The sequence below is a fragment of the Effusibacillus pohliae DSM 22757 genome (genome assembly GCF_000376225.1).
Classification (GTDB): Bacteria; Bacillota; Bacilli; order Tumebacillales; family Effusibacillaceae; genus Effusibacillus; species Effusibacillus pohliae.
In genome coordinates this window covers 1-22,117 of record NZ_AQXL01000096.1, presented here as the reverse complement: position 1 = coordinate 22,117, position 22,117 = coordinate 1, and the positions used below count along the sequence as shown (strand labels likewise).

Sequence of the window (22,117 nt, the reverse complement as noted above, 5' to 3'; positions counted from 1 at the left end):
CGGAACATATGCCACCCCATGAGCCTTGCACACCCCACGCACTATGGACTCGGCCAGACCGTTCAAGAATCCGGTGTCTTTCAATTGGTTTGCATCCGCCGAATCAATAAAGCCGCACTCGAGCAGACACGCTGGCATCACCGTTTCCCGGCAAACGGCCAGATCGGCCTGCTTCATCCCGCGGTCTGGCATGCCGTGAGCCTTGAAATACTGGGCCACTTCATCGTGAATCACTGCACGAATCCGGCCGGTTTCCCCAGAATCATATCCGGGTTGCACATACGATTCAAAACCTGTGCCGCCACCGGCGTTTATGTGGATGCTGAGGAAATAATTTGCTTTAGCTCGGTTTGCCATCGCCGCTCGCTCGGAAAGCCCGACATACACGTCAGTTGTCCGAGTCATCAAAACGCCAAACCCGTGTCCTTTCAGTCGATTTTCGACACGTTTCGCAATATCCAAGGTCAGATGCTTTTCCTGCAGACCACTAGCAACAGCACCAGGATCCGCGCCACCATGCTAGTGGCCCGGATCAATTACGATGATCCGGGACATTTACACCACTTCCTTTCCTGTGAACCGACCGAGGTGGTCTCGTTCACGTTTATGAATTTTGTTGTTGTGACAATAAGAACAAACGACCTGAAGATTGCTCAGGTCGTTGTTTTTACGGTTTTTATCCTTGTGATGGACATGAAGTTTCCGGCCTTTTGTTTTGCGGCCGCACTCTTCGCAGACTGGTGGTTTATGTGTCAATGCTATTTTCCGCCACACATCCCCTTTGATCCGATTTCTTCCGTCGATCCAACCAGGTGCATCTTTACCGCGCCTCCCGTACATCGGGTTGTTTTCTCCAGATACATCAGCGTGGTTCTCACTGATCTTTTTCCGGACTTCCGGTCGCCATGCTGGGTTGTCATGTTTGTTGCGATGTCTTGTGTTGCATCCAATACTACAGAACTTCCCTCCGCCACGCCTTACCTGCGATGGAGGGACGGAAAATACCCTTCCACATTCCAGGCATTCCCGCTGGACTGGCACTGAAAATCACCTCCATGTCACGCATCGATCCATTCAAGAATAGCCATGTCAGATCAACCTCCCGCAAGAATTAGTTTTGTTGCTGTCCTTTGTCGTTTAATTGCTCGAGTGTATTTTTGAAGAAAGCTGGCATTGGCAAGCCCAGGATGCCCAGATTCTCAACCACCGACAGCCCTTCCCTTGCGATATAGAAATACAGGCACAAGGTACGGAAAATCGGTTCCGGATTTCCGAGCAACAGATCCAACTGGATGCCCATAAAGATCACAAGGAGGATAGCCCCTTTTCTGATTCCTCCCCAGAACATCACCTCACTGTTGACCCGCCTTTGTTTAACGGCAGCGGCCAGACCTGTAGCATAATCGGCAATCATGAACAACACCAACGCTTTCAAAGGGGCATCCCATCCTCCGAGTATTGCCGTGAAATATGTTCCGATCACTCCCAAAGATGCGCTGATACCGAATTCTTTCAGACTCATAGAATCACCCCTCCTGAACGCTATCATAAATCTCACGCAAAGTGATCGTTACCCCTTGTTCGCCCATTGAGACACATCCTTTCCGACAAAAATCAAATGGGGATCACTCTGTCTTTGAGTCATCCCCAATGATGGTTGGTTCCTCCTTTCCTTTCCTCACTGTTCGACCACGAACGATATCCCGTCTAATGCCACCCATCCACCATTGGCTCCGCTAACGAAAACGACAGAACCGTCAGGTTTTACGTCCACCCTCGCGTGGCTGGAGTTTTGGTTCACCGGAAATATCAACTGATAGGCCGGGCGGTACCCGACCGGAAGCTGGAAAATCGTTGTACCTACACCGTTGGCGGGCATATTGACCAATCCGCTGATTTGGACGGTATCACGATTTTTCCAGTATCTTGCTAGTCCATATCCACTCCCGTAATTTGTCCAACCGTTCAACAGCGTTGCGTTCATCGCCTGACATTTCGCATTCCCGTCGTGCCAAACCTGATTTCCTTCCACCGAGGCCCCGCCGATAATCAGAGGATTGAACAAGAAGTACCCGGACATACCACGAAGCGCCCGCCACAGGGAAGATTCCGGGTCATAGGCGGTCGGATTCACCAATGGAACACATTGCACCCCGTCCACCAGAAATGTTCCAGATGCGGCCGTGATCGTAATTTCGAGCAAACTCGTATTCGATGGCAAACTGGTGGTTACAACCACCGAATACCGCTTCCATTTCCATTTTTCGGAGGCCAAAACCGTGAAAGACGTAGATCCGATTTTCTGGATACGGCCCCCCAAGTTGTTGCAAGCCCACATTTCGATGGTCCCTGAAGCATCCGCTGTTGTCCCGTCATAAGCTGCCACGTAAGCGGAAAGCGTATAAGGCCCTCCGATTCCGGCCGCTTTGTCCAGCCGAAGGTACTGATACGGCCGGCTGTTCGGGGACACTACAGCCGCCTGAAAATCGAACGCGGCCATTTGCGGCGCATCGGTGTTATACGTGGACAACACACGGGGATTTGAACCGGCAAACTTCCACCAATAATAATTCCCGTACCCGACAATAGACGTGTTTACCGCGAATGTTTGGTATGCATCGGCAGAACCGATTGTCTGCACCATTTCAAATGAATGGTCATTGACCATGTTGTTGTTTTCGCGAATCAAGGCATTCAGATTGTCCACCGGCTGATCCAGACCTCCCTGATAAAGCCCCTGCTTTTTCTCCAGATCGGCGATCCGTTCCGCATTGTTGTACAGGGACGGCAAAAAATTCCCCAAGGTGATCTCCGTGTTTTCCGGCATTACCAGGTCACGTTTGATCTGAATCACGCGGGCGGATACCTGCAAAGGCGGATTAAAAGCGCGGTCAATTACGCGAACGGTATCCCCGAGTCGAACCTTCTCGTGTTCGTATCCGGTGAGCCGCTCGAGATCGGCCACGTTCATCCGGTAGGAAATCAAGGGGTCTTTGACTGTCTGCAGGTAATCCCAGGCCTTCTGAATCAGGATCTTCGGATCCGTTTCCTCATCGTCGCCAAACATCCCGAACCGGTGACGGGTTCCACCCGCCCGGCCCCAAAGGGATTTCGCCGTGTCGTCACCGATCCATTCCTGTCCGTATGGTTTGTCCGCCGGATTGCCGCTTGCCTTGCTCCACACCACTTCCGCAATACGTTTCCGCATGTAGTCGCCGTTCGGCTGCCTTTCCGATTTCCCATAGGCATAAACCGCCGTGTAAAGCTGCGACGTGTCGACTGTCCTTTCGACGGAACCCATATCCTTCCCGTATTCAAACCGCTTTCCGAAATCCCCGCCCCTTCGGGACAGCAGATCCACGTACCGTCCGGTAATTGTTTGGTTTGAAATCGTCACACGGTACCGAAGTTCCCCTTTGAACTGTTTGGCCACCTGCATAACAGCTGCCATTGCACTCGTTAGGCGGAATCGGACGTTTTGCGCGCCGGTTAATTCAACAGTTCCGGCTTGCCAACGCGTTCCGTTTAAGGCTGTTTGAAGCGACTGGAGCGGTGTCATGTTGCTGGCCGAAAACCAGGTGATATGCTCGTCCAGCAATTCAAACACCGCATGCTCGCAAAATACTTCCTTCAGCAATTCCTGCTCATGTTTTTCCGTCACCCGCCGGATTTCAAACAGCTGAAAATCCCCATCCAGATCCCGAAAGGCAATAAGCCCCCCTTCAACAACGTAACCCGCGTCCGGATGATTCCCAGGAATCGTAAATACAAACGAATTTTCGCCGTTGATTTCTTCCGTGTGGACGGCATCCCAAAAAGGACAGGCGGCTCCATCATTGGACAGAACCGCCTGCAATACCTCGTTTTTGTTGAACACGAAGATCTGGTTCATTCAGTACCACCTCGGGGTATAGGTGCAAATCACGTCCGCCGTGGCAGACGGCGGAACCTCAATCGTGTTGTTTCCGGCCAGAAGCGGAAAAAACTGGCTCGTAATGTCAAGGGCATTCATGATCGTTGCTCCGTTCAGCGTGACCTGACGTTTGTCGCAATCGATCTGTAGCCGGTCATTTGCGGCAAACGACCGCACCACGCGGACATACTTTCCCGATTCCGCATGCAAGACCTTAAACTCGGAGGCAGAAACCTTGAATGTGATATCAAACATCGGAAAGCTGGGAGCGGAACCGACCCGAGTCACGATATTCATAAACAGGTTTTGGATCTCCTGGGTGGTGCTGTACGCAAAGGGATCCGGACAGAGAAACACCAATTTTCCCTTCCCAAACGCCCGGATTTGCTCGAACTCGCTGTCACCGGAGACCACCGCCCTGTATACCTTGTCCGGTTCGTCGTCAAACGACAGGTCAGCCACTCCGCCATCCGGTTGCAGCCAGCTTGCAAGATCGCGAACCTTGTTCCTGAAATCCGTAAGCGAAGAACCTTGCAGCAGGATTTCTACTTCGATCTCTCGCGGATCCATCCGGCTCCCGAAATAGTAGGCTCCGGAACGGGAGGAGACCGTCATCAACCGTGCCGTGATAGTGGGGAACAGGTCTCTTTTGAGATTCAGAATGTCGATCCCCTTGCTTGCACTCGAAATCCCCCGATAGGTAAACGTGACCGGCATTAAGCGTACACCCCTCTCCCACGGAGCTTGCGCTGCGATAATTCGTGGAGCCGCCGCGCGATCCGCTCGATGTCCGCATCCTCCCGTACGGTCATGTTCTCAACGATGATCTGGACGCCCTCGCCCGCTCCCGTTCCTTGACCGGCTGCCGCCCCGCTTGGTGCTCCGGATATAGCGGGCACAGCCAGCATGTCATTCAAAGAGGTCTGAACCGCAGGCAATCCCTTTTGTATGGAATCCCGGATCGGCCCCGCGAAGTCCAGTTTGTTGAGATCGGATAACGGCCCGACCTTGGCCGGAGAGAACGGCAGGAACGCCCGGATTTTCGATGCCACCCAAGAGATGGCCGAGGTGACACGGTAGACGGAATTCATGATCCCGCTCGCAATCATGTCGATCAGACCGGCCCCGGCGTTATAGAACGACTGTCTCAACCAGCCAAAGAAATTGAGAACGGACTGAAAACGGCTTGTGATCGCGCTGACGATACTGCCCAGCCAGCCGGTGACTCCTGACCACATCCGGCTAAACGCCCCCGACAAGATTGATACCAGTTGATCCCCCATGCCACGGAAGAAACCGAGGATGCGGCCAACGCCCCAAAGCTGAATCCAGTTCCAGATCAGCGTAAGAGCATTGGAGAGGATCGCCTTGATGTTCTCCCACGCGCCTCTCCAGTTCCCCTGCAACAGATTGGAGAAGAACTGAAAGATGTTCGAAATAATGTTGACTGCTGACACGATGATGTTTTTGATGTTTTCAAAGATGCCGCCGACAAACGCCTTGATCCACGGCCCCCATGTTTGCCACCATTCCGAGATCTTGTTGAACGCCGCTATCCCAATGTTCATGGCGGTCACAATCACACTGGCGACAAAGCTGAACGCCTGCTGGATCATCGGCAAGGCCGTGGTGACGAACCAGTTGATGAACACAGCAATTTTGTCACCAAGCGTTTTCCAGATCGAACCCATACTCGGCTCGGCCCCCACGAACGTGGCCACCATGTTCAGGAACGCCTGTTTGAACTGCTCCCACGCTGGAAGAATCGGCGCAAGAGCGTTCAAAATCGTGGTCTTGATGGCATTCCAGCCGTTGATGATCGAGTTCCGGAACGCCTCAGAGTTGGTCCAGAGCTTGTAAATCACCCCGGCCAAGATAACCAGCGCCGCGGCAATGATGGCCGCCGTCCCCGCCACAGTCAGGAATCCGGTGACCAAAGGCTTGATCATCATCCAAAGCTGGTTGAACGCTACCGCCAGTGAACCAGCCCGTGATATGCCGATAGCCAAAGGCGACAATAGCAGGGTAAGCGCCGTGAACAGGTACAGGAACCCGAAGATCATGGCGGACAGCACCGGATCATTTTGCGCAAGCGACTTGAAGAACTGGCCCACGGCGGTTCCCGCTTTGAGCATCGCTAATCCAACCTCAGTGAACGCGGTGATGAATGGCCGCAGCGCGTCAATCCACGTGGCCTTAAACTGGTCAAACGCTTGAACCAACCGCCCGTCTATGGCGTTGGACAACTGAATGGCACCGGCGGTCATGCCAACGAACACGGCTCCAGACGCAAGCGCCAGCATATTCATCCGCATGATACCCTGGTTAATCAACCGGACCTGCTCCTGCAACTGCTTCATGTTCGCGGTCGGCCCCAACTCCCGGAGCGCCACAACTGCCACGTTGCCCCTTTTTGCCAGCTCATCCAACCGGCTGCCTATGCTTTTGAGCAAGACCTGGTCCAGCGTCCGGATCGGATTGCCGATCCGCGCCAGATTCTCGGCGATCTTGTCAGACGTATTGGAGCGGGCGAGCATGGCCCCGATCGATTGAATAAAGCTCGCCTTCATCCGCTCGTTGTTGGCGAGCATTTGGTCAGCGAGCTTTTTCTGCTTTTTCCCCAGTTCCTCGATTTTGGCGATAAACTCGTCGGTTTTCCCTGCAAATTGCCCCGCACTGGCGCTCAATTCCACAAAATCTTGCCGGACAGCCGCCTGCGCTTGTGAGAAGATTCTCCTCATTTCAATCGCGTTATGGATAACAGGATCCAAATGGGCCGCCGCTTTTCCAGCGTCCTGAAACGACTTGCCGACACCTTGCACGGCTTTCTGCGTTTCCTGCATCTCGTCCCTTGTTTGCTGCATTTTCTGGACGAAATCCCGGATGTTGGCCCCGATTTTCACGATCATCTGGCCGACCGTTGCCATCCCCGGTCACCTCCTCCGCGCCCGATGCGCCGGTTTGGTCTTGCTCTCCATTTCCTTCTCCGCTTTCTCCCGTTCCTTGTGCCTGATTTCATATAGTGCGATCCACTCCGTCAGCTCGGCTGACGAAATCCGGTCCAGAAGCTCGGAAACCGTACACCCCAAGCGCTCGGCCAACTCGAAATAGAACCTGCGCTCAGGGTGTTCCGTCAGTTTTTTCTCGCTTGATTCATTGCCTCCATATCCAATCCGGACAGCCTCATGGCGACCTGCGCCACCTTTTCCAGAGCACCGCTGCTTTTCTCATTGAGCGCGTCCCGGTCTGCCGGATCAAATACTTTTTCGCCGGTTTCCGGATCGTAGACGGTCGCGATCACAATCTGCGGGTACAATTTGACGAGATCAAAATTCCCCTTATTGTCCATACAAGAGGAAATCAACTCGGAACGCGCCCGCCCAGTCATGCCCCGGACTTCCAGTTTCACACCCCACTCTTCCACTTCCACAATTTCAGACTTGATATCTTTTGCCGCGAAAATCTTTTCACGCAACGCGTTTGCAACCATTATGCAACCATCCTCCCATCAGCATCAGTCGTTCCATCGAATTCCAGCGCTTCCTCGACCAACCCGTCAGCCGAAGCGGAAACCTCATCGCTGGAAGGGGTCGCCCACATCCGCAAGTCCACTCCAAGCGCCGCGTCCACATAAAACTCGAGCAGGACCGGTCGGCCATCGGTGAGCTTATCGACAAAGGTCCTGTCCACGTACCACTGCGAGAGAGAAGCGCTTACGTCTTTCAGGCCCTGCGTCCGCTTCACATAATCGGACTGAAACGTGGTTGCGTCCTGATTGTCCGCTTCCATCGTGTACTTAAACTCGTAGGCTTCCCCCGCCGTGGTCAAGGGAAGATAGGAGCCGCTCACCCGGACCTGTGCGCCCGTTTGTGCCGCGGCGAATTCAACCGTACCAGTCAAACGATTCAGCTTATATTCCGCAACAGGCACTACTGTCCAATTGGCTCCCCCGTCTGTTGAGCGTTCCACCTGAATGGCGGCCTGCGGATCCAGAATTCTCATGTTCGGATCCGTGATTTGGAACCCGGTTGAATCCGCATTCGGGGTGGTGGGAGCGTTGACAAACGCCACCGGCGCTCCCGAAACCTTAATCAATGCCTTGCGCCCTGCGATGGCCACATCAAATCACTCCCTAGACCGAAGTAATCGCGCCCGAGCCTTCAAACTCGATCGAAACTTCCACCACACCGTCGGCGCTCGCCGACACCTCGAAGCTCGACACCTTAACCTCCTGCTGGAATCCGGTCGTGCCATCCGGCAGAAACTGTACGTAAAGCGCAGTGTCGTTCAGAAAAGCGTTTTTGATTGCCACCTGACCGTTCGTGTCACTCGGCTTGTAGAAACCGGAGAGAGAATAACTGACATCCTTCAATCCCTGCAGCCGCTTGATGAAATCCGACGAGAACGTGGTAATATCCTGGTTGTCGCCTTCCATGCTCATGCTGGCTTCGTTCAGATCCTGCACCTCGTTAAATGGACCGTTGGAAGCGGTCGCAACTTTCACCCTGAGTCCTTTTCCGGACATAGCCATAGGAACATCACTCCTCCCCTGTAAATTCAAAACCGCAATCCTTGCACAACCAGCTCTCGAAACCTCCCATCGTGGTCAGAGACAGCCGGTTTTTGTGGTCGCACTGCGGCGTTTCGTCCTGGGACAATAAAATAAGAGCCGCGTCAATCGTGGCCCTTAGAGCAACAAGCTGTGAAATGAGCGCTTCCTTGTTCATCCTTGCACCACCACCCGGTACCGAACCGGAACATGCCGCGTCTTGCCGTCCGGTTCCTCGATTGTTGTCGCGTTCTCAAACTGGCAATGGACCAGCGAGAGACCTTCGACGTTCAGCGGTTCATAATCCAGCAGCGCATTCATCCGGCCGAGGATTTCGACCGCTTCTTTGTTTCCCGGATATTGGCTCCAGATATGGAGTGTGACCGTGCAGTCCCGGCCCTTCCGGTCGAACGTGTTAAACGGAACCTCGGTCATTTCCCCGATGGTGATGTAGGGAAACCCGGTGCCTTGCGGGACCTCGTCAAACACACCGGTCACCATGCGAGCAAGTGTCGCGTCCCCGGCCAACTTATCGAAAATCGCCTTTTGAATGGCGTTCAGAGAAGTCATTGCAGATCACCCAGCGCTTTTCTGAGCGCAGCAAGATATGCCGGTTTTTCTTCCTCGAAGGAATTGAATAGAAACGGCCGAGCCTGAATTCCTTGGTAAAACAACTTGCGGCGAATCGCAAGCTCCGCTTCCGCAGGAATGCCATGACGCTTCATCCAGTCGAGCAACACACCGGGTGGAGGGAATCCGCCGTGGCCTTTGAATTGAGCCGCAAAGTCGGCGTATTGCTGCGGAACGTTGACCCCTTTTCCCGTCCCGAACTCGATGTAGGGAGCATACTCCACATTCGTTCCGACTGCGGCCTCCAAGCCGCCCCGATATGGCCGCATTTGAATGGATCCGCGCAAGCGTCCGGTATCCACGGGTGCCCGTTGTTTCGCCTTCCGGGCAATGTTGGCGGCCGTGGTGTTAATAATGCGCTTGATTGCCTGTTCCTTTTGCTGCGGAATATCATTAAGCGTCCGCACCACTTCGGTGGCCCCGGCAGCATGCAGCGTAAATTCGACTTTAGGCATGAGCCCTCACCGTTTCGTCACAGAACATCAGCATGTAGCGCTCGACCCCGTTTTCTGGCATCACAGCTCGCGGCTCCAAGATGCGCGTCCTCCATTTCAAACGCTTGTCCGGGGTCATGGCGGCATCGTATCGGATCCGGACCTTGTACGAGAGCATGGGAACCGGCTGCTGGCCGGTGATTTCCTCCCGTGCCTGGGAGATCTCCACAACCGGCTCGATATGCGCCCATACGGTTTTCAGGTCTACCCATTGCTCGGTATAGCCTCCCTGTCCGTCAGGTGTCCGTACCTGCTGCTGGATGGTCACCCGATGGCGGAACTGGCGGAAGTGAACCCATCTTTCGGCCATCAGACTCCCTCCCAGCGCCCTTCATAGAGATCGGCGACGAGCTGCAGACACTCGGCATTGAGCCAATCCGGGACCGTTTGATACCCTCCAGTAAAGGAAACCTTGATATTGCCGATCCCTTCCGGCCAAATCCCCCGGCGTACCAGAATGCCATTCTCCAACTGCACCACGTAATCGGTAGATAGGATCGGAACATCATCAATCTTGACTTCCGTCACAGTCACCGGGTATGTGCGCAGCACAAGGTACGGATCGCCGGATCCGTTATAGACATCGTCCGTGAACGCCCTCTCCTTGAGCGGTCGCCCATATTTGCGTTCGAGCATGGAGCTGGCCCGGTCAATCAGACGCTCCAGCAGCGCATCCTCGGTGGTGTCAGCGGGTTCGATTTTCAGGTAATCCTTCGCCTCCACCAGCGTGAGCAAAGCATATGGTCCCAACGCCATGCAGGAATCACCTACTTTTTCCGGCCAGATTTCTTCTCGACCGAATCCTCCACCTGGCTTTCCAGAGTCTTGCCATCGCCTTTGTCTTCTTCATCCACGACAATGACCATCGGCTCACCGTTCCAGCCGGGCAGCTTCGTCATTTTTTCCATACGTTCCGGGTCAACGCCCATCATCTCGTCGCCCTTCTGGAAAATACGAGAACCCTCATGGATCAAGCAGTTTGCGATGTACTTCCTCGCCATCGTTCACACCTCCCAAATATAAAGAGCGGGAAGGGTGTTATCACCCCTCCCCTCATCCGGATTAATGCTTGAACCCGGTCAGTTTCTTGAACGCGTCGGCGAGTGCCACCTTTCCGTCCACTCGCATATCGGAACGGAACGCCACCTGACCGAACTCAAAGTACCGGTCAGCCGAGCGCTCCAGTCGCATGCCGGTCCGGTCCGCGATGTAGTAGTAGCGTGGATTGCCGAAGATGATGTTGGAACCCATGTCCGTACCGGCTCCGGCCCCGTCAAGGTCGTACTCGGCGAGCGCGTCCGTCTCAAAGACCGGATACCCGAGCAGACGAGCCGGTTCTCCTTCCTGCAGGCCATCCTGCCAAATGTATCGGCCGTTTGCGTCCTTCAGCAAGCGAATGCGCTGAATCGCCTTCGAATTGATGTACCAGACCGCACCGTTCCGGTACTGGCGAGGAAGCGCGTATACAGTCTTGACCAGGCTGTCGGCTTGGTTTTGGTCACTGGTGTTCGCGGCCGCCACCGTGCCGATCGCTGCCTGCGCAATACCGGTCGGCTTGTTGACACCATCACCGGCCACAAACGCCGCGTCCTCGGCCGCCGCGAAGTCCTCCGCAAAAATGTCCGCCAGCAGATCGGCCACATTGATCGCGGAGTCTTCCAGCAACTCGACAGATGCCCGCACCAAGCGGGTGTATTTATGCGGGGTCAGGTTGACGTTCCCGAAGGTCGGGTCAGATTCCTGATATTGCTGGTTCTCGCCCGTCCACGCGCCGGAACCGTTCGCGGAAACCACCGGGATGCTAATCGAATCGCTCGACACTGGGAATGCCCGCGCACCCGAACGGCGAACCACAGTCAGCGCCGCCAGCTTGCGGATTACCTCCGACCGGAATTCTTCAGGAACCAGATACCCGCCTGCGTTTGCGGTACCGCCCGCCAGTGCTTTCCGGTCGATGACTTCCCCGGTTTTCGCCCAATGGATGAACGATTTCATCTCCGGCGACAGTTGATCGCGACCGTGGCGGCTATTGATCCGGGGGGCGTTCGACACATCAAACTGCATTTTCTTTTCCACCAGCCGCTGAATCGGGGTGGAAAAATCGAAACCGGCGGATTTCAGTTCTTCCTGTACCACTTGCTGAACCATGTCCTTCAGTTCATCGTTGACCGCTTTCCCAGTTTCGATGATTTCCTTCGCCAGCCGCTTACCTTCCTCAATGGCCGCAGCCTTCAGATCCTGCTCCTGCTTGAATGCGCGAAGCTGCTCCAGTTCCTTGACATCCGCAATCGGAGCGCAACGCTCGCAATTGCAGGAACGCAGCTCTTCGAACTTCAGTTCATGCAGTTGTTCAGCTTTTTTGTCAGCGAATTTGCACTTCATCTGCAAAGCACCTCCGATTTTCGTGAAATTAAAAAAGCCCCAACCTCTTCGCGACAATCGCGGAGATGTCAGGACTTCCTGTATGGACGTGATGAGCCATTGGCTGTTTCAGCGCCTCCAGCTTCGACTCCAGATCGCGGATTCGCTCTTCCAGAGATTTGGTTGCGGCTTCCACAGCGGCTTTCAATTTGTCCTCGGTGTAGGACTTGACACCGGTTATGCGGGCCAGATCGTTGGCCGGGATGGGAACAAGAGAGACCTCCAGCAGGTCGGCCTTCTTGATCAGCCGGACGATTTTCTCCTGCCCGCCGATTTTCTTCGGCTGATACTCGGCATCCAGCGTCCGGAACCCGATCGACATGCGCTCGATGATCCCCTCTTTCGCCATCGCGTAGTATTCCTTGGCACGTTCCCTAAGGATTTCCGAGTCCTCGTTATCGACCGCAAGCTTGATGGTGATAAACAGGCCCTTTTCGTCCTCCTTCACGCGGCCCACACCGATGCCTTCTCGGGGATTGTGCATGCCGAAGATGGGAACCTTCGTCCGGCCACCGGCGAATGCCCCCGCCATGACGATGTCGAGCTGGCGATCCACGTTTCCGAAGGTCGATGCGTACCCCTCGATGACACCCTTCTCGTCCTTGGATGCCTTGAATTCCACCGAGTAATCCAAATAGACCTTTTCCTCCATTCGCGCCCTCCTTTCCTCCCGTTTTTCCCTACGGCTGGTCTTTGGACCATACAACCGCCACGCTCCCCAGCTTGACGGACCGTAAGGATCTACTCGACCACCGGAAGTATTGTGCAACGGCAATTCGGATGCAACGGCGGGTATTTCACGTCCTCATAGGTGATTTTCAGGCTTTGTTGCTGCCCATTTTCGTCTTTGACGGTCAGCTTGTCCCCAACCTTGAAGAAAACCTGGTCGATGCCGACCACTTTTCCGTCCATTTCCATGCAGAACGGACAAGTGCGGTCGTCTTCGGTCGCAAGCCATTCCACCCGCGTGACATCGGCTGCCTTGAACGCCGCGTGAGCACCCGCATTGGAAGAACGGACCGACTCAGATCGGGCGATCATCTCGGCCCGGTAATCGGTGTAGCTGTTGAACAGCGTCCGGATTTCATCCTTGAGCCGGGCGATTCCCCACCCGGCAAGCTGGGCCTTGATCATCACAGCCTGCAGATCTTCCTGAGTGATGGCGTTGACGTTTTGCGTAAACTTAGGAACGTAGCTCTCCAAAAAAGCGACCACTTCCGGGCTGGTCCCGTCAAATTCCCGGCCAACCAGTTCGGCGGCAATCGAACCGCCTGCAACCAGAATCTTCATGATCTGCTCCAGCGTCAGCGCCGCGAGATCGTCGTACCAATCATTCGCCAACCCGAGAATCTCCCGGTTGATCCGCTGGTATTCCGCCGGGTCGATCGTTTTACTCCCGTCCAGAATAGACAGCACATTCTGTTTTTGGCGCTTAAAATACGCTTGCAAATCCCTCGTGAACTTCGGGATCACCTGATCCTGCAGGCGGAGAATCCGGTCGGCAAATTGCTCCTTATCTGCGGCCAAGGTTTTCAGAAACAAATCCTTCTGCCCGTTGTCTCCCTGGTCGTCCGGATAGCCATTCACGGCATTATCCGTTTCAGCCGCGTTGTCGCCGCTATCGTCCGCCGGATCGGGAGCCGGTGATGCGCTTCTTTGCATCTCAAAAACGAACCTGTCGCCACCCTCTACGGGGTCGAACCCGATCTCCGTCCGGCCCTCATTGAGACGAATCAGACCTCCATTATAGGCAGCGATCACCCGGTTGTATTTCTCATTCACGTCCTCCTGCAATGCATGCACGCCAGACAGATCGAACCGGGCGATCAAGCCCTCGTTAGCGAGCAACTGAGAGGTAATTTTTGATTCAATCCTCCGAAGCGCCGGAATGATGGTTTCGTCCCAAAGATGGCGCTTCGCTTCCGAGTAGTTCGAGTATTTACCGCCGTGACGAATCCCAACCCATGACGGCAGCAAGACCGGGTCCACGCCAAACGCCGCACACAGCCGCGTTTCCGTGAAGGACCGGAGAGCTTCAAACTCCATATCGCGGAAATTAAGCCCCAACTGCTGATAGGTCGTTCCCTTTCCCAATACGGCTGGCTTGTGCTTTCGCTTCCCACGGAAGCGTTGCCACCAGCGGGTCGCAATCCGATCGGCTTCATCGTCCTGCAGCGGCTGGTCGGTCGTCAACAGACCAAACGGAACGGCGGCGTTCTCAAAAAAAGTGGCCGTGAAATCGGTCGCTTCGTTATCGATTCCCAATTCCCGAGCGACCCGCTTAATGGGCGAAAGTCCGTAGTAATCGTCCAGCGGATCCGGGAATTTGAAATGAATGACCTCCCACGACTCGAAGAAAATGCTCTGGCCGTTGACCACATACTCATACCCGGCGATAAATTCCTTTGCGTCCGGTATGATCTTCATCCGATCCGGCCTGAGAGGATACACCTCCACCACCGGACCGTTCGGATTGTCGCCCGCCCGAACCAACTCCCAATAGCAATTTCCCGAGGTATTCAAGAACGTATGCGTCCATTCCCACAGTTCATAGGCCGAAAGATGGGGATTCGGCCGTTGTAAAAGGCGGATCAGCCAATGATTGGGGACCTCCACTTTCCCCCTTCGGGTCGGCTTGTAAACGCGCAACACCGCCTCGGGAGCCGAAGTCGCGATCATCGAGATGCAGGCCGACACAATCGAATTCTTCCTGTACCCCTCATCGGTAAGCTGATCAACGCTAAAATTCGGGTATCGGGGAACGCCCTGCTGCCACACAGGGACCAATCCATAGGCCCTTGAATCCTTTCGAGCCACATCACGCAACGCTTTATCAATGGCCACTTCACTCACCACCTAACTGCATAGCGCAAGAAGATAAGCGCCAAGACAAATGCATGCAATCCCCAGATAGAAAAAGCACCGGTTCCATTCGAGATTGATAAGGAATCCAGCCGCCCGCCATAACGCAAAGCCAACACCGAACAAGAGAATGGCCTGCAAGACCACCGAAACCACCTTCTACACAAAAATCTGCACCCTGCGGTTCATCATCCGAATAAGCGCTTGCGTCATCGCATCGACCTGATCGTCGTACGCGCCGTTGGGAAACACCGCACACTCCTCCATGAAATCGTGGATCCACGGCGTGATACCCGGGGGCGGCAAATACACGTTCCCGGCCTCCACGACCGGCGACACGGCAGCCGCCCGGACGACCTTTCCGCCTTCCGGATTCACGGCCAGCAACCCCGGAATCTTGTGTTGCAGCATTTGAATGACCGCCGGGCCGTTCGCCTTGTCCTCGATGAGCTTGGCATAGGCATTGGGCCACTTGGCGGCCAGCGTTTCGATCGCCCGCATAGTAGCCGGTAGATCCATGCGGTCCCGGACTTGGTCCAGCAAATAAAAATCGCCGCCAACGCGGCCCCATACTTGACCCACCACATAGTCACTGGAATCACCATCTTTGAACGTGCAGTCCCATGATTGCAACATCTCATCAAACCGGTTTGGCAATTCTGTATAGAACCGCCACCAATGCCGTTTAAACAGGCTGCCCTCCTGCGGCGAAGGACGTTGCTGATAGAGAGCCGCCCACGCTTGGGAGCCAACCGCCCGCTTTGTCGCCTCAAGCCATGCCTTGTCGAATCCATGTTCAGGCCAGAGAGGATCACCGGGATTCCGGCCCAGCGGGTCGTATTCTTCCGCTTCAGCCGGGAGAGAAAGAACCGTCCATTGTGCCGCTTCTTCTGCCGTCACATACCCAAGTTCCGGATTCAAAAGACGACCCGCCAGATCATCCTCGTGCCACCGTGTCAGAATGATGATGATGCGACCACCGGGGTGCAGGCGTGTATACAGAGTGTTCCGGTATTCGTTCCAGACCATGTCCCGGTAGGTTTTGCTGTCGGCTTCCTTCCGGTTCTTGATGGGGTCGTCAATCAGCAGCAGATCGGCCCCTTGCCCGGTGATCGGGCCGCCGATGCCCACGGAAATCATGCCGCCCCGGTTCCCTTCGATGTCCCAGTTCACGACAGACGAATTGTCGCGGGCCAGATAGATGCCGAACAGTTCGCGTCCGAATTCCTCCACCTTCTGTCGGTTGGCCCGGCCGAATTTCCGCGCCAGATCTTGGCCATAGGAAACCTCGATCACGCGCCGATGCGGTTTTTTGCCAATGAAAAAAGACGGGAACGTTTCGCTCACCGTCATGGACTTCCCGTGCCGCGGCGGCATGAAAATCATCAGACGGGTAATGTCGCCGCGCTCCACCGCTTCAAGATAGGAGCAAATCAACCGATGGTGCCGGGCCGGACGATACACGCCCCGGTGAACGTACTCGGCATAGAACGAGTAATCAGTCCTCGCTATCTCCCGGATCAATTCCGGCGAGAGCAATTTGTCGACGCCAAAGCTGCTTGACAAGCTCTCGTGATTCCGGGTCTGCAACAATCTGTTGTCGAATGCTGATTTCGTACTCCTCACGGTTCACCACTGTCCCGCTATGCTCAACTTCAGCAGACACCTTGTCCTTTTTGCCCCAGCGATCCGGATACTTGCGCTCCAGATACCACGCAGCTGCCTTCCAGTCTGTTTCTGCCGCTTTGGTGATCAGCTGGATCCTCTTGGCTTCCGCGGCCGCCTCGGCCTTTTTTACAGCCTCGCAAAACTCGCGATATCCCTTTTTGGCTCTTGGTTTTGCCCCCTCTTCAAGCCATCTGTAAAACGTGGAAGGATGGATGCCTGCCAAAGCACAAGCCGTCTCATGATAATTTCCTGCAGCAATTGCCCCGACAATCTTCTGTTGGATTTCGGGTGTCAATTTGGTTCGTCTTGCCATCCACATCACCCAGCTTTCTTATCCATCCAGCCTCACCGCCTTCTGGCCCGTGAATGCTTCCCAGCGCTTAACGATTACATCGCAGTACACCGGATCAAACTCCACCCCAAAACAAATCCGGCCCGCTTGCTCTGCAGCAATCAGAGTAGAGCCGGATCCAAGGAACATATCCAACACAATCTCGCCGGGCTTCGATGAATTCTGGATGGCTTTTGCGACCAATGGGATCGGCTTCATGGTCGGATGGTCCGCATTTTTCGCTGGCTTTTCAAAGCGCCAGATGGTGCTGCTTTCATCCGTCCCCTGATAGACAATCTCAAAATCGGGAACCTTCAGCACCACGGAATTGGTCCCTGACGTGATCGTGAGAAGGTGATCCTTGCCTTGCTTCGAGATCGTCAGGCCGACCGGATACTCAATCACGGTCGACTGCTTTCTCCCGCCGTACCACTTATGGCTGCCGCCCGGCTTCCAACCGTACAGTATCGGTTCGTGCTTCCAGTGGTAATCCTGCCGCCCCATGACTATGGTGTTTTTCACCCAGATCAGGCACTGTTTCAACAGCCATCCTGCATCCACCATAGCTGTACGGAAATTGATTCCTTCCGAATCGGCATGCGCGATATAGATCGCGCCGCCCTCAACAGTCACCTCATACGCATTCCGGAACGCTGCAAGAAGGAACTCGTAGAACTCCCGGTCGCCCATGTTGTCGTTTTTGATTTTCTTCCCGTTGGTCCCTTCGTAATTCACGTTATACGGCGGGTCCGTGAACACCATGTGCGCCTTTTTGCCATTCATCAGCCGGAGAATATCCTCGCGCTTCGTGGAGTCCCCGCAGAGAACATAATGGGCACCCAAGCGCCAGATATCACCGGGCTGGGAGATCGGCTCCTCGATTTCCTCCACGGCTTCATCTGGGTCAAAATTGTCATCCCGGATTTCCTCCTCCACGTGGAATTGCGTTATAAGCTGCTCGATTTCCTCCAGATCAAAACCGGTCAGCTCAATGTCGATGCCGCCGTGGTCCAGCTCTTCCAGCAGCTCCTTCAGCTTGAAATTGTCCCAATCACCCTCGATTTTGTTGAGCGCGATGTTCAGTGCTTTCTCCCGGTCCTCGTCCAGATCAACGACCGATACTTCAATTTCCTCAATGCCAAGCTCGCGAAGGACTTTCAGCCGCTGGTGACCCCCAACAACGTTTCCTGTCCTTTGATTCCAGACGATCGGCTCCACCATGCCAAATTCCTCAATCGAGCGCCGGAGCTTTTCATACTCCGGATCGCCGGGACGCAAATCGAGTCGCGGATTGTACGGAGCCGGGACGAGCTTATCGATGTGCATTTTCTTAATTTCCAAGGATACCAGCTCCTCCCTTCAAACACGCATAAAAAACACGCATACATTTATTGACACGCATTATTTATGCGTGTTACAATCATATCAGAAAGGGGGTACCGGGATTGGGGAAACAGGTTACCGTAAGGGAAGTCCTTAAAAAATTAAAAGAGGAGGGATTCATCAAGTCCCCTACCCACAAGGGCCGCGGCAGTCACCAACGCTACATACATAAAGATGACCCAACCAGATTCGCTGATATAAGTTTTCACAGCAGCGGCCAAGTGATTCCCAAAGGCACCTTGAAAAGCATTGAACGGACATCCGGAGTGAAATTCTAACCCCGGTGTCCTCCCCATACCTCCGAAAAACTCAGCAAAGGAGCGATGAACATGCCTTACAAAAACCACTTCATCTACCCGGTCGTGGTTGAAAAAGCAGAAGACGGCGGGATCGGCATGTATTTCCCCGATTTTCCCGGAACGGCCATCCTCGCGAAAGATTTGATCGATGGGATCAAGCGCGCCAAGGAAATGCTGGCCGACCTCATATTGGAACAGGAAGAACAGGGGATTGAGTTACCGGATCCATCCACCCCTGATCAGATCGAGTTGCTCGATCCCAGTGATCGGATCGTGATGATCGAAGTCTATATGCCGCCCTACCGCGATGAGGACGCGAACAGAGCGGTCACCAAAAACTGCACGTTGCCAAAATGGCTGCGTGATGCGGCTGAGGAGGCCGGTATCAACTTCTCGCAAGTCCTCCAGTACGCGCTCAAAGAACAGCTTGGCCTGATTGACAAGCGTTCCTGACAGGAATGCCCCAACCCCCGAATGATAATGATCGGGGGTTTTTTCTGCTCTGCAAAAGAACAAACGCACGAAAGAACGTTGGATGCGTTCAAACGTGCGTCATAGGTAATGCTGGTTGTTCAAAGGCGGCAGCGAAGTGAACAGCCGCATATTCTCCCGCCGGGCAGTATGATCCACAAAAACCCTGCGTGGAGCGCCGTATTTTCGGACCATCTCGCGACGATTCATTCCGTGAACCGTCTCGCAGTGGTGATTGGTCAGCGTTTCACATATCCAATCACAATTTGGAAACGGACATCTGTACAAAACATCACCCCCTAAAAAATTACCGCCCGAAAACCGAACGGCCATAGGGGATATGCGTCGCTGATACCATATTAACACCTTGAAGCGTGCCAAAAATCCAATAAAACTCTAATAAAAGTCTAATACACCCGCCAGAGAAATAAGAAGTTTGTCCATCGTCTGGTTGCGAATCACAAATATATTCTTCTCGGAGTACCCCATCAGTTCAGCAGTCTTTTTGACTGAACAGCCGTCAAAATAGCGATACCGGACAAACTGCTGCTCCATTTCGGCCAATTCCCCAACAGCATCATCGATAGAGTCTACAATGAGCTGGAACCGTCTGATTTGTTCATGGAGATCCAGCGCCCGCTTTGATTCAATTCGATCAATTGCGTATTTCTCAGTGGTCGAAGAAATCACGAACGTCCCGGATGACCCTTCCCGCATCTCGTAGTTTGCAGTCATGGAAGGCATAATATAGTCAAGCTGCTTCTGCAGGTTTCGGATTCCGGATTTGTACATCCGATAGTGCCGTAAATGCGTCTCGATACTCCGGATTTGCTGCTTTTTATGTCTGTTCACCATTCGCAACCTCACCTCGTTCTGGCCGGTATATGGCAAAGCGGGAGCCGCAAAGCTCCCGTTTGTCTGTTCGTTAATCGGTTCGCATCTCGGACACTGACACAATCCTGCCAAGCCCCGGCTGCGCTTTCCTCAGCTCGTTGCCTTTATGCCATGCCTCTCGTACACCCAGAGCCTTAACCACCTCTTGAATCCCCGTGTCGAACTTAACTCGCCATCTCCGCATCCGGATTTCACCTCCATTTGTGTGCTTCTGGACCAATTACTCCACCCCGATTTCCGCCAGTATCTTTTCGCATTCGGCTTGGTCTAGCTCCGTGATCCGCTTTTCGACCCCGAGAATCTGCTGAACCAGTAGCCTGATTTCCTTGCCCTTGAACCGATGGAACGACAGAGCCTTGATGACTTCCATCCGCAAATCATTGACTCGAGCAGTCATCGCCTTTGCACTTCCTCCGCCAGCTTCCGAACCTCGGCCATGATCTTTTCCCGCATTTTCGGTCCGATCCCCTTGGTTCGGTTCAATGCCATTTCCCAAAAGTCGCACGCCTGGTGAAAGCCCTTGGCGTATGCTTCTTCCCGCAACCGTTCCATCTTCTTCTGCAATCCCATCGCAACCCTACCCCCTATGAGAGCAACCGCCAACCTTTCCGGATTCTCGCTTTCAGCTCGTACCGCCTTAACGGCTCGTAGAGATACACGTCGAACCCGTGTTCTTTTCTCCTGAGCAAGTACCACCTCGTTTTTGCCATGAAACCACCGCCCCCAGGTAATCTAAAACGATTCCCCGGTTCGGTTCCACGCGGTCGCACGAAAGACGGATCTCCTGATACGGAATGCTCTGGCGGCCCCCTCGCATCCGGCCAACCCACCATTTCTCGAATTCCCTCAGCGGCATGGCATAAACCTCATGGAGCACCGAGAATTCGATCAGCAGGAACGCAACACCGCCGTTATCTTGCCAACGCCGCAGGAAATCAACCTGATGCGGTTCCACCAGATCCAGCTCGAACCTTGTCCGCTCCCGCGTCGATTTCGCGTCAAACGCGATCGGGCGGCCGTTGAACACGCCGACAAAATCCACGGTCGACTTTTTCTCCGGAAAGGCCGACACGATCTGTTTGCCGCGCCGGATGACCTTCCACGGTGTCGGGACTTTTTGGATGATAGCCCAGCCCTTCGACAGGTACTGCGCGTTTGCAAATTCGATGAGTTGCTCAAAGGCCATTCCTCTGTTTGCGTAGGTCATTCCTTCAGTTTTCCCTCCTGCGACGGTACCTGACAACCCAGCCGAGCATCGCCCGCCGGATCTCGACCTCGTGGTACTGCCGAACGAGATCGTCGGCGATCGCCACTGCTTGGCTTCTGAGCGGCACTGGCAGTGTGGTGTACCAGCCAAATTCGTCGATCGGCACCACATATCCCATCTTCTCAGCCGCTCCTGCGAAACCGTCCCGCCGCCGGACAAGTCGCGAAGTGAGAAATACGCCCGGTCACGATGTACCCGTTGATTTCGCCGCCCCGATAGTGTCGGCCCCATAACACGCTGCCGCCTTCCGTGACTATGCAGGTGTCCGGTTCAAGCGTCCCCACTTCCACTGACACATTTTCCAGGTTTACTGGCATGTATCTTCCGTTCTTGGTCTGGATCCACCGGATTTTCGTTCCACAAGCCCGACATTTCGACATCTGTCAAACCTCCTTCTCATATCCGCAGGTCTTGCAAGTCCGAATGAATACGTGGTTTTCAATCCTGAGCCGGAAACTGCCGTGCCCACACTGGCTGCAAGTTCCCGGACGTTCTTCCGCGCGTCCATTTCCGGTTCGAACTGAGCCGAATCCCAAATGCTTCCGCCGCCCGGTCCGTTTCCCTGCCATCTTCCCACCACGTCCCTGAGTCAAACCGACAACATGAACACCGCCAACAGGTAACACAGGGCCAGACATCCCGCCGCCGTCCAGCGCCTGCCGCTTTCCCAAAAGACCAACGTCATGAAGACGGACACCAGCATCAAAATTCCAAAAATCAGGCTCCATAGCACCGTGATCCCCCCAATTCACGGATGAAAGGCAGCAATTCCGGCGATTGATAGATGTCACCGATGATTTCAACGTCCGTTTTTTGGGCGACTTCTCCAAGCAAGGTACTTCGAACCCAAAACGCGCCGTCCGAAAAATACACATCCGTGATGACCTCAATATCGAACGCGGCATACCGGACAATGTCACCGGCGCATATTTCTT

Annotated in this window: 31 protein-coding genes; 2 read left to right on the top strand and 29 right to left on the bottom strand. The window is 54.4% G+C overall.

The window, feature by feature from the left end; translation table 11 throughout:
* The 21 genes from C230_RS19365 to C230_RS19330 form a co-directional block, all read right to left on the bottom strand.
* Positions 1-462, bottom strand: a 462-nt coding sequence (locus C230_RS19365; RefSeq protein ID WP_051074209.1) for an N-acetylmuramoyl-L-alanine amidase family protein, incomplete at its 3' end; no start/stop codon positions are given.
* A 93-nt stretch (positions 463-555) separates the two neighbouring features.
* Positions 556-840, bottom strand: a complete 285-nt coding sequence (locus C230_RS23825; protein WP_083910437.1) for an HNH endonuclease — start codon at positions 838-840, stop codon at positions 556-558.
* 271 nt (positions 841-1,111) lie between these two features.
* Positions 1,112-1,522 carry a phage holin family protein gene (locus C230_RS0103835; protein ID WP_018130720.1) on the bottom strand — a complete coding sequence of 137 codons (411 nt, stop codon included), beginning with the start codon at positions 1,520-1,522 and terminating at the stop codon, positions 1,112-1,114.
* Positions 1,523-1,678: 156 nt separating this feature from the next.
* On the bottom strand, positions 1,679-3,892 hold the full coding sequence (locus C230_RS0103830; RefSeq protein ID WP_018130719.1) for a phage tail spike protein: 2,214 nt from the start codon (positions 3,890-3,892) through the stop codon (positions 1,679-1,681).
* Positions 3,893-4,630, bottom strand: a complete 738-nt coding sequence (locus C230_RS0103825) for a distal tail protein Dit (protein ID WP_018130718.1) — start codon at positions 4,628-4,630, stop codon at positions 3,893-3,895. It lies immediately after the preceding gene.
* Positions 4,630-6,840 carry a phage tail protein gene (locus C230_RS0103820; RefSeq protein ID WP_018130717.1) on the bottom strand — a complete coding sequence of 737 codons (2,211 nt, stop codon included), beginning with the start codon at positions 6,838-6,840 and terminating at the stop codon, positions 4,630-4,632. The genes C230_RS0103825 and C230_RS0103820 overlap by 1 nt, the downstream gene beginning before the upstream one ends.
* A gap of 206 nt (positions 6,841-7,046) precedes the next feature.
* Positions 7,047-7,403: a hypothetical protein gene (locus C230_RS0103810; protein ID WP_018130716.1), complete on the bottom strand. Its 357-nt coding sequence runs from the start codon at positions 7,401-7,403 to the stop codon at positions 7,047-7,049.
* Positions 7,403-8,032, bottom strand: coding sequence for a hypothetical protein (locus tag C230_RS0103805; protein WP_018130715.1), 630 nt, complete (start codon positions 8,030-8,032; stop codon positions 7,403-7,405). The genes C230_RS0103810 and C230_RS0103805 overlap by 1 nt, the downstream gene beginning before the upstream one ends.
* A gap of 13 nt (positions 8,033-8,045) precedes the next feature.
* Positions 8,046-8,444, bottom strand: coding sequence for a phage tail tube protein (locus C230_RS0103800; protein WP_018130714.1), 399 nt, complete (start codon positions 8,442-8,444; stop codon positions 8,046-8,048).
* A gap of 7 nt (positions 8,445-8,451) precedes the next feature.
* Positions 8,452-8,640 carry a hypothetical protein gene (locus C230_RS0103795; RefSeq protein WP_018130713.1) on the bottom strand — a complete coding sequence of 63 codons (189 nt, stop codon included), beginning with the start codon at positions 8,638-8,640 and terminating at the stop codon, positions 8,452-8,454.
* On the bottom strand, positions 8,637-9,032 hold the full coding sequence (locus C230_RS0103790; protein ID WP_018130712.1) for a DUF3168 domain-containing protein: 396 nt from the start codon (positions 9,030-9,032) through the stop codon (positions 8,637-8,639). The genes C230_RS0103795 and C230_RS0103790 overlap by 4 nt, the downstream gene beginning before the upstream one ends.
* A complete protein-coding gene (locus C230_RS21200) occupies positions 9,029-9,547 on the bottom strand; it encodes an HK97-gp10 family putative phage morphogenesis protein (protein ID WP_018130711.1) in 519 nt (172 codons plus the stop codon). The genes C230_RS0103790 and C230_RS21200 overlap by 4 nt, the downstream gene beginning before the upstream one ends.
* A complete protein-coding gene (locus C230_RS19350) occupies positions 9,540-9,896 on the bottom strand; it encodes a phage head closure protein (RefSeq protein ID WP_018130710.1) in 357 nt (118 codons plus the stop codon). The genes C230_RS21200 and C230_RS19350 overlap by 8 nt, the downstream gene beginning before the upstream one ends.
* Positions 9,896-10,342: a head-tail connector protein gene (locus C230_RS0103775; RefSeq protein ID WP_018130709.1), complete on the bottom strand. Its 447-nt coding sequence runs from the start codon at positions 10,340-10,342 to the stop codon at positions 9,896-9,898. The genes C230_RS19350 and C230_RS0103775 overlap by 1 nt, the downstream gene beginning before the upstream one ends.
* A gap of 11 nt (positions 10,343-10,353) precedes the next feature.
* Positions 10,354-10,587, bottom strand: coding sequence for a hypothetical protein (locus tag C230_RS0103770; protein WP_018130708.1), 234 nt, complete (start codon positions 10,585-10,587; stop codon positions 10,354-10,356).
* A 61-nt stretch (positions 10,588-10,648) separates the two neighbouring features.
* Positions 10,649-11,968 (bottom strand): phage major capsid protein, encoded by a 1,320-nt coding sequence (locus C230_RS19345; RefSeq protein ID WP_018130707.1) that lies wholly within the window; start codon positions 11,966-11,968, stop codon positions 10,649-10,651.
* A 28-nt stretch (positions 11,969-11,996) separates the two neighbouring features.
* On the bottom strand, positions 11,997-12,659 hold the full coding sequence (locus tag C230_RS19340; RefSeq protein WP_018130706.1) for an HK97 family phage prohead protease: 663 nt from the start codon (positions 12,657-12,659) through the stop codon (positions 11,997-11,999).
* Between the two features lie 89 nt (positions 12,660-12,748).
* Complete coding sequence (locus C230_RS0103755) at positions 12,749-14,851, bottom strand: phage portal protein (protein WP_018130705.1); 2,103 nt, start codon at positions 14,849-14,851, stop codon at positions 12,749-12,751.
* Between the two features lie 177 nt (positions 14,852-15,028).
* Entirely contained in the window at positions 15,029-16,435 is a 1,407-nt protein-coding gene (gene terL / locus C230_RS19335; RefSeq protein ID WP_245533962.1) for a phage terminase large subunit, read from the bottom strand.
* Positions 16,368-16,850, bottom strand: a complete 483-nt coding sequence (locus tag C230_RS0103745) for a hypothetical protein (RefSeq protein ID WP_245533961.1) — start codon at positions 16,848-16,850, stop codon at positions 16,368-16,370. Before C230_RS0103745 ends, terL begins: the two co-directional genes overlap by 68 nt.
* An 18-nt stretch (positions 16,851-16,868) precedes the next feature.
* Complete coding sequence (locus C230_RS19330) at positions 16,869-18,209, bottom strand: site-specific DNA-methyltransferase (RefSeq protein ID WP_018130702.1); 1,341 nt, start codon at positions 18,207-18,209, stop codon at positions 16,869-16,871.
* 50 nt (positions 18,210-18,259) lie between these two features.
* On the opposite strand from C230_RS19330, the gene C230_RS0103735 reads away from it, so the two are divergent.
* Positions 18,260-18,529 carry a type II toxin-antitoxin system HicA family toxin gene (locus C230_RS0103735; protein ID WP_322786183.1) on the top strand — a complete coding sequence of 90 codons (270 nt, stop codon included), beginning with the start codon at positions 18,260-18,262 and terminating at the stop codon, positions 18,527-18,529.
* Between the two features lie 51 nt (positions 18,530-18,580).
* Positions 18,581-19,003 (top strand): type II toxin-antitoxin system HicB family antitoxin, encoded by a 423-nt coding sequence (locus tag C230_RS0103730; RefSeq protein WP_018130700.1) that lies wholly within the window; start codon positions 18,581-18,583, stop codon positions 19,001-19,003.
* Between the two features lie 414 nt (positions 19,004-19,417).
* Here C230_RS0103730 and C230_RS0103725 read toward each other — a convergent pair whose 3' ends face one another.
* The 8 genes from C230_RS0103725 to C230_RS0103680 form a co-directional block, all read right to left on the bottom strand.
* Positions 19,418-19,876, bottom strand: coding sequence for a sigma-70 RNA polymerase sigma factor region 4 domain-containing protein (locus C230_RS0103725; RefSeq protein ID WP_018130699.1), 459 nt, complete (start codon positions 19,874-19,876; stop codon positions 19,418-19,420).
* Between the two features lie 259 nt (positions 19,877-20,135).
* Entirely contained in the window at positions 20,136-20,312 is a 177-nt protein-coding gene (locus C230_RS22880) for a hypothetical protein (protein WP_018130697.1), read from the bottom strand.
* A complete protein-coding gene (locus tag C230_RS22320) occupies positions 20,309-20,485 on the bottom strand; it encodes a hypothetical protein (protein WP_018130696.1) in 177 nt (58 codons plus the stop codon). The genes C230_RS22880 and C230_RS22320 overlap by 4 nt, the downstream gene beginning before the upstream one ends.
* 67 nt (positions 20,486-20,552) lie before the next feature.
* Positions 20,553-21,122, bottom strand: coding sequence for a Holliday junction resolvase RecU (locus C230_RS19325; protein WP_018130695.1), 570 nt, complete (start codon positions 21,120-21,122; stop codon positions 20,553-20,555).
* A gap of 4 nt (positions 21,123-21,126) precedes the next feature.
* Positions 21,127-21,300 carry a hypothetical protein gene (locus C230_RS22315; protein ID WP_018130694.1) on the bottom strand — a complete coding sequence of 58 codons (174 nt, stop codon included), beginning with the start codon at positions 21,298-21,300 and terminating at the stop codon, positions 21,127-21,129.
* A 4-nt stretch (positions 21,301-21,304) separates the two neighbouring features.
* Positions 21,305-21,562 carry a hypothetical protein gene (locus C230_RS19320; protein WP_018130693.1) on the bottom strand — a complete coding sequence of 86 codons (258 nt, stop codon included), beginning with the start codon at positions 21,560-21,562 and terminating at the stop codon, positions 21,305-21,307.
* 209 nt (positions 21,563-21,771) lie between these two features.
* The gene (locus C230_RS22310) at positions 21,772-21,915 is read right to left on the bottom strand and encodes a hypothetical protein (protein ID WP_018130692.1); all 144 of its coding nucleotides are present in this window, start codon (positions 21,913-21,915) and stop codon (positions 21,772-21,774) included.
* Positions 21,900-22,117 (bottom strand): YopX family protein (locus tag C230_RS0103680; protein WP_018130691.1); only part of this gene is annotated, 218 nt, incomplete at its 5' end. The genes C230_RS0103680 and C230_RS22310, both read right to left, overlap by 16 nt.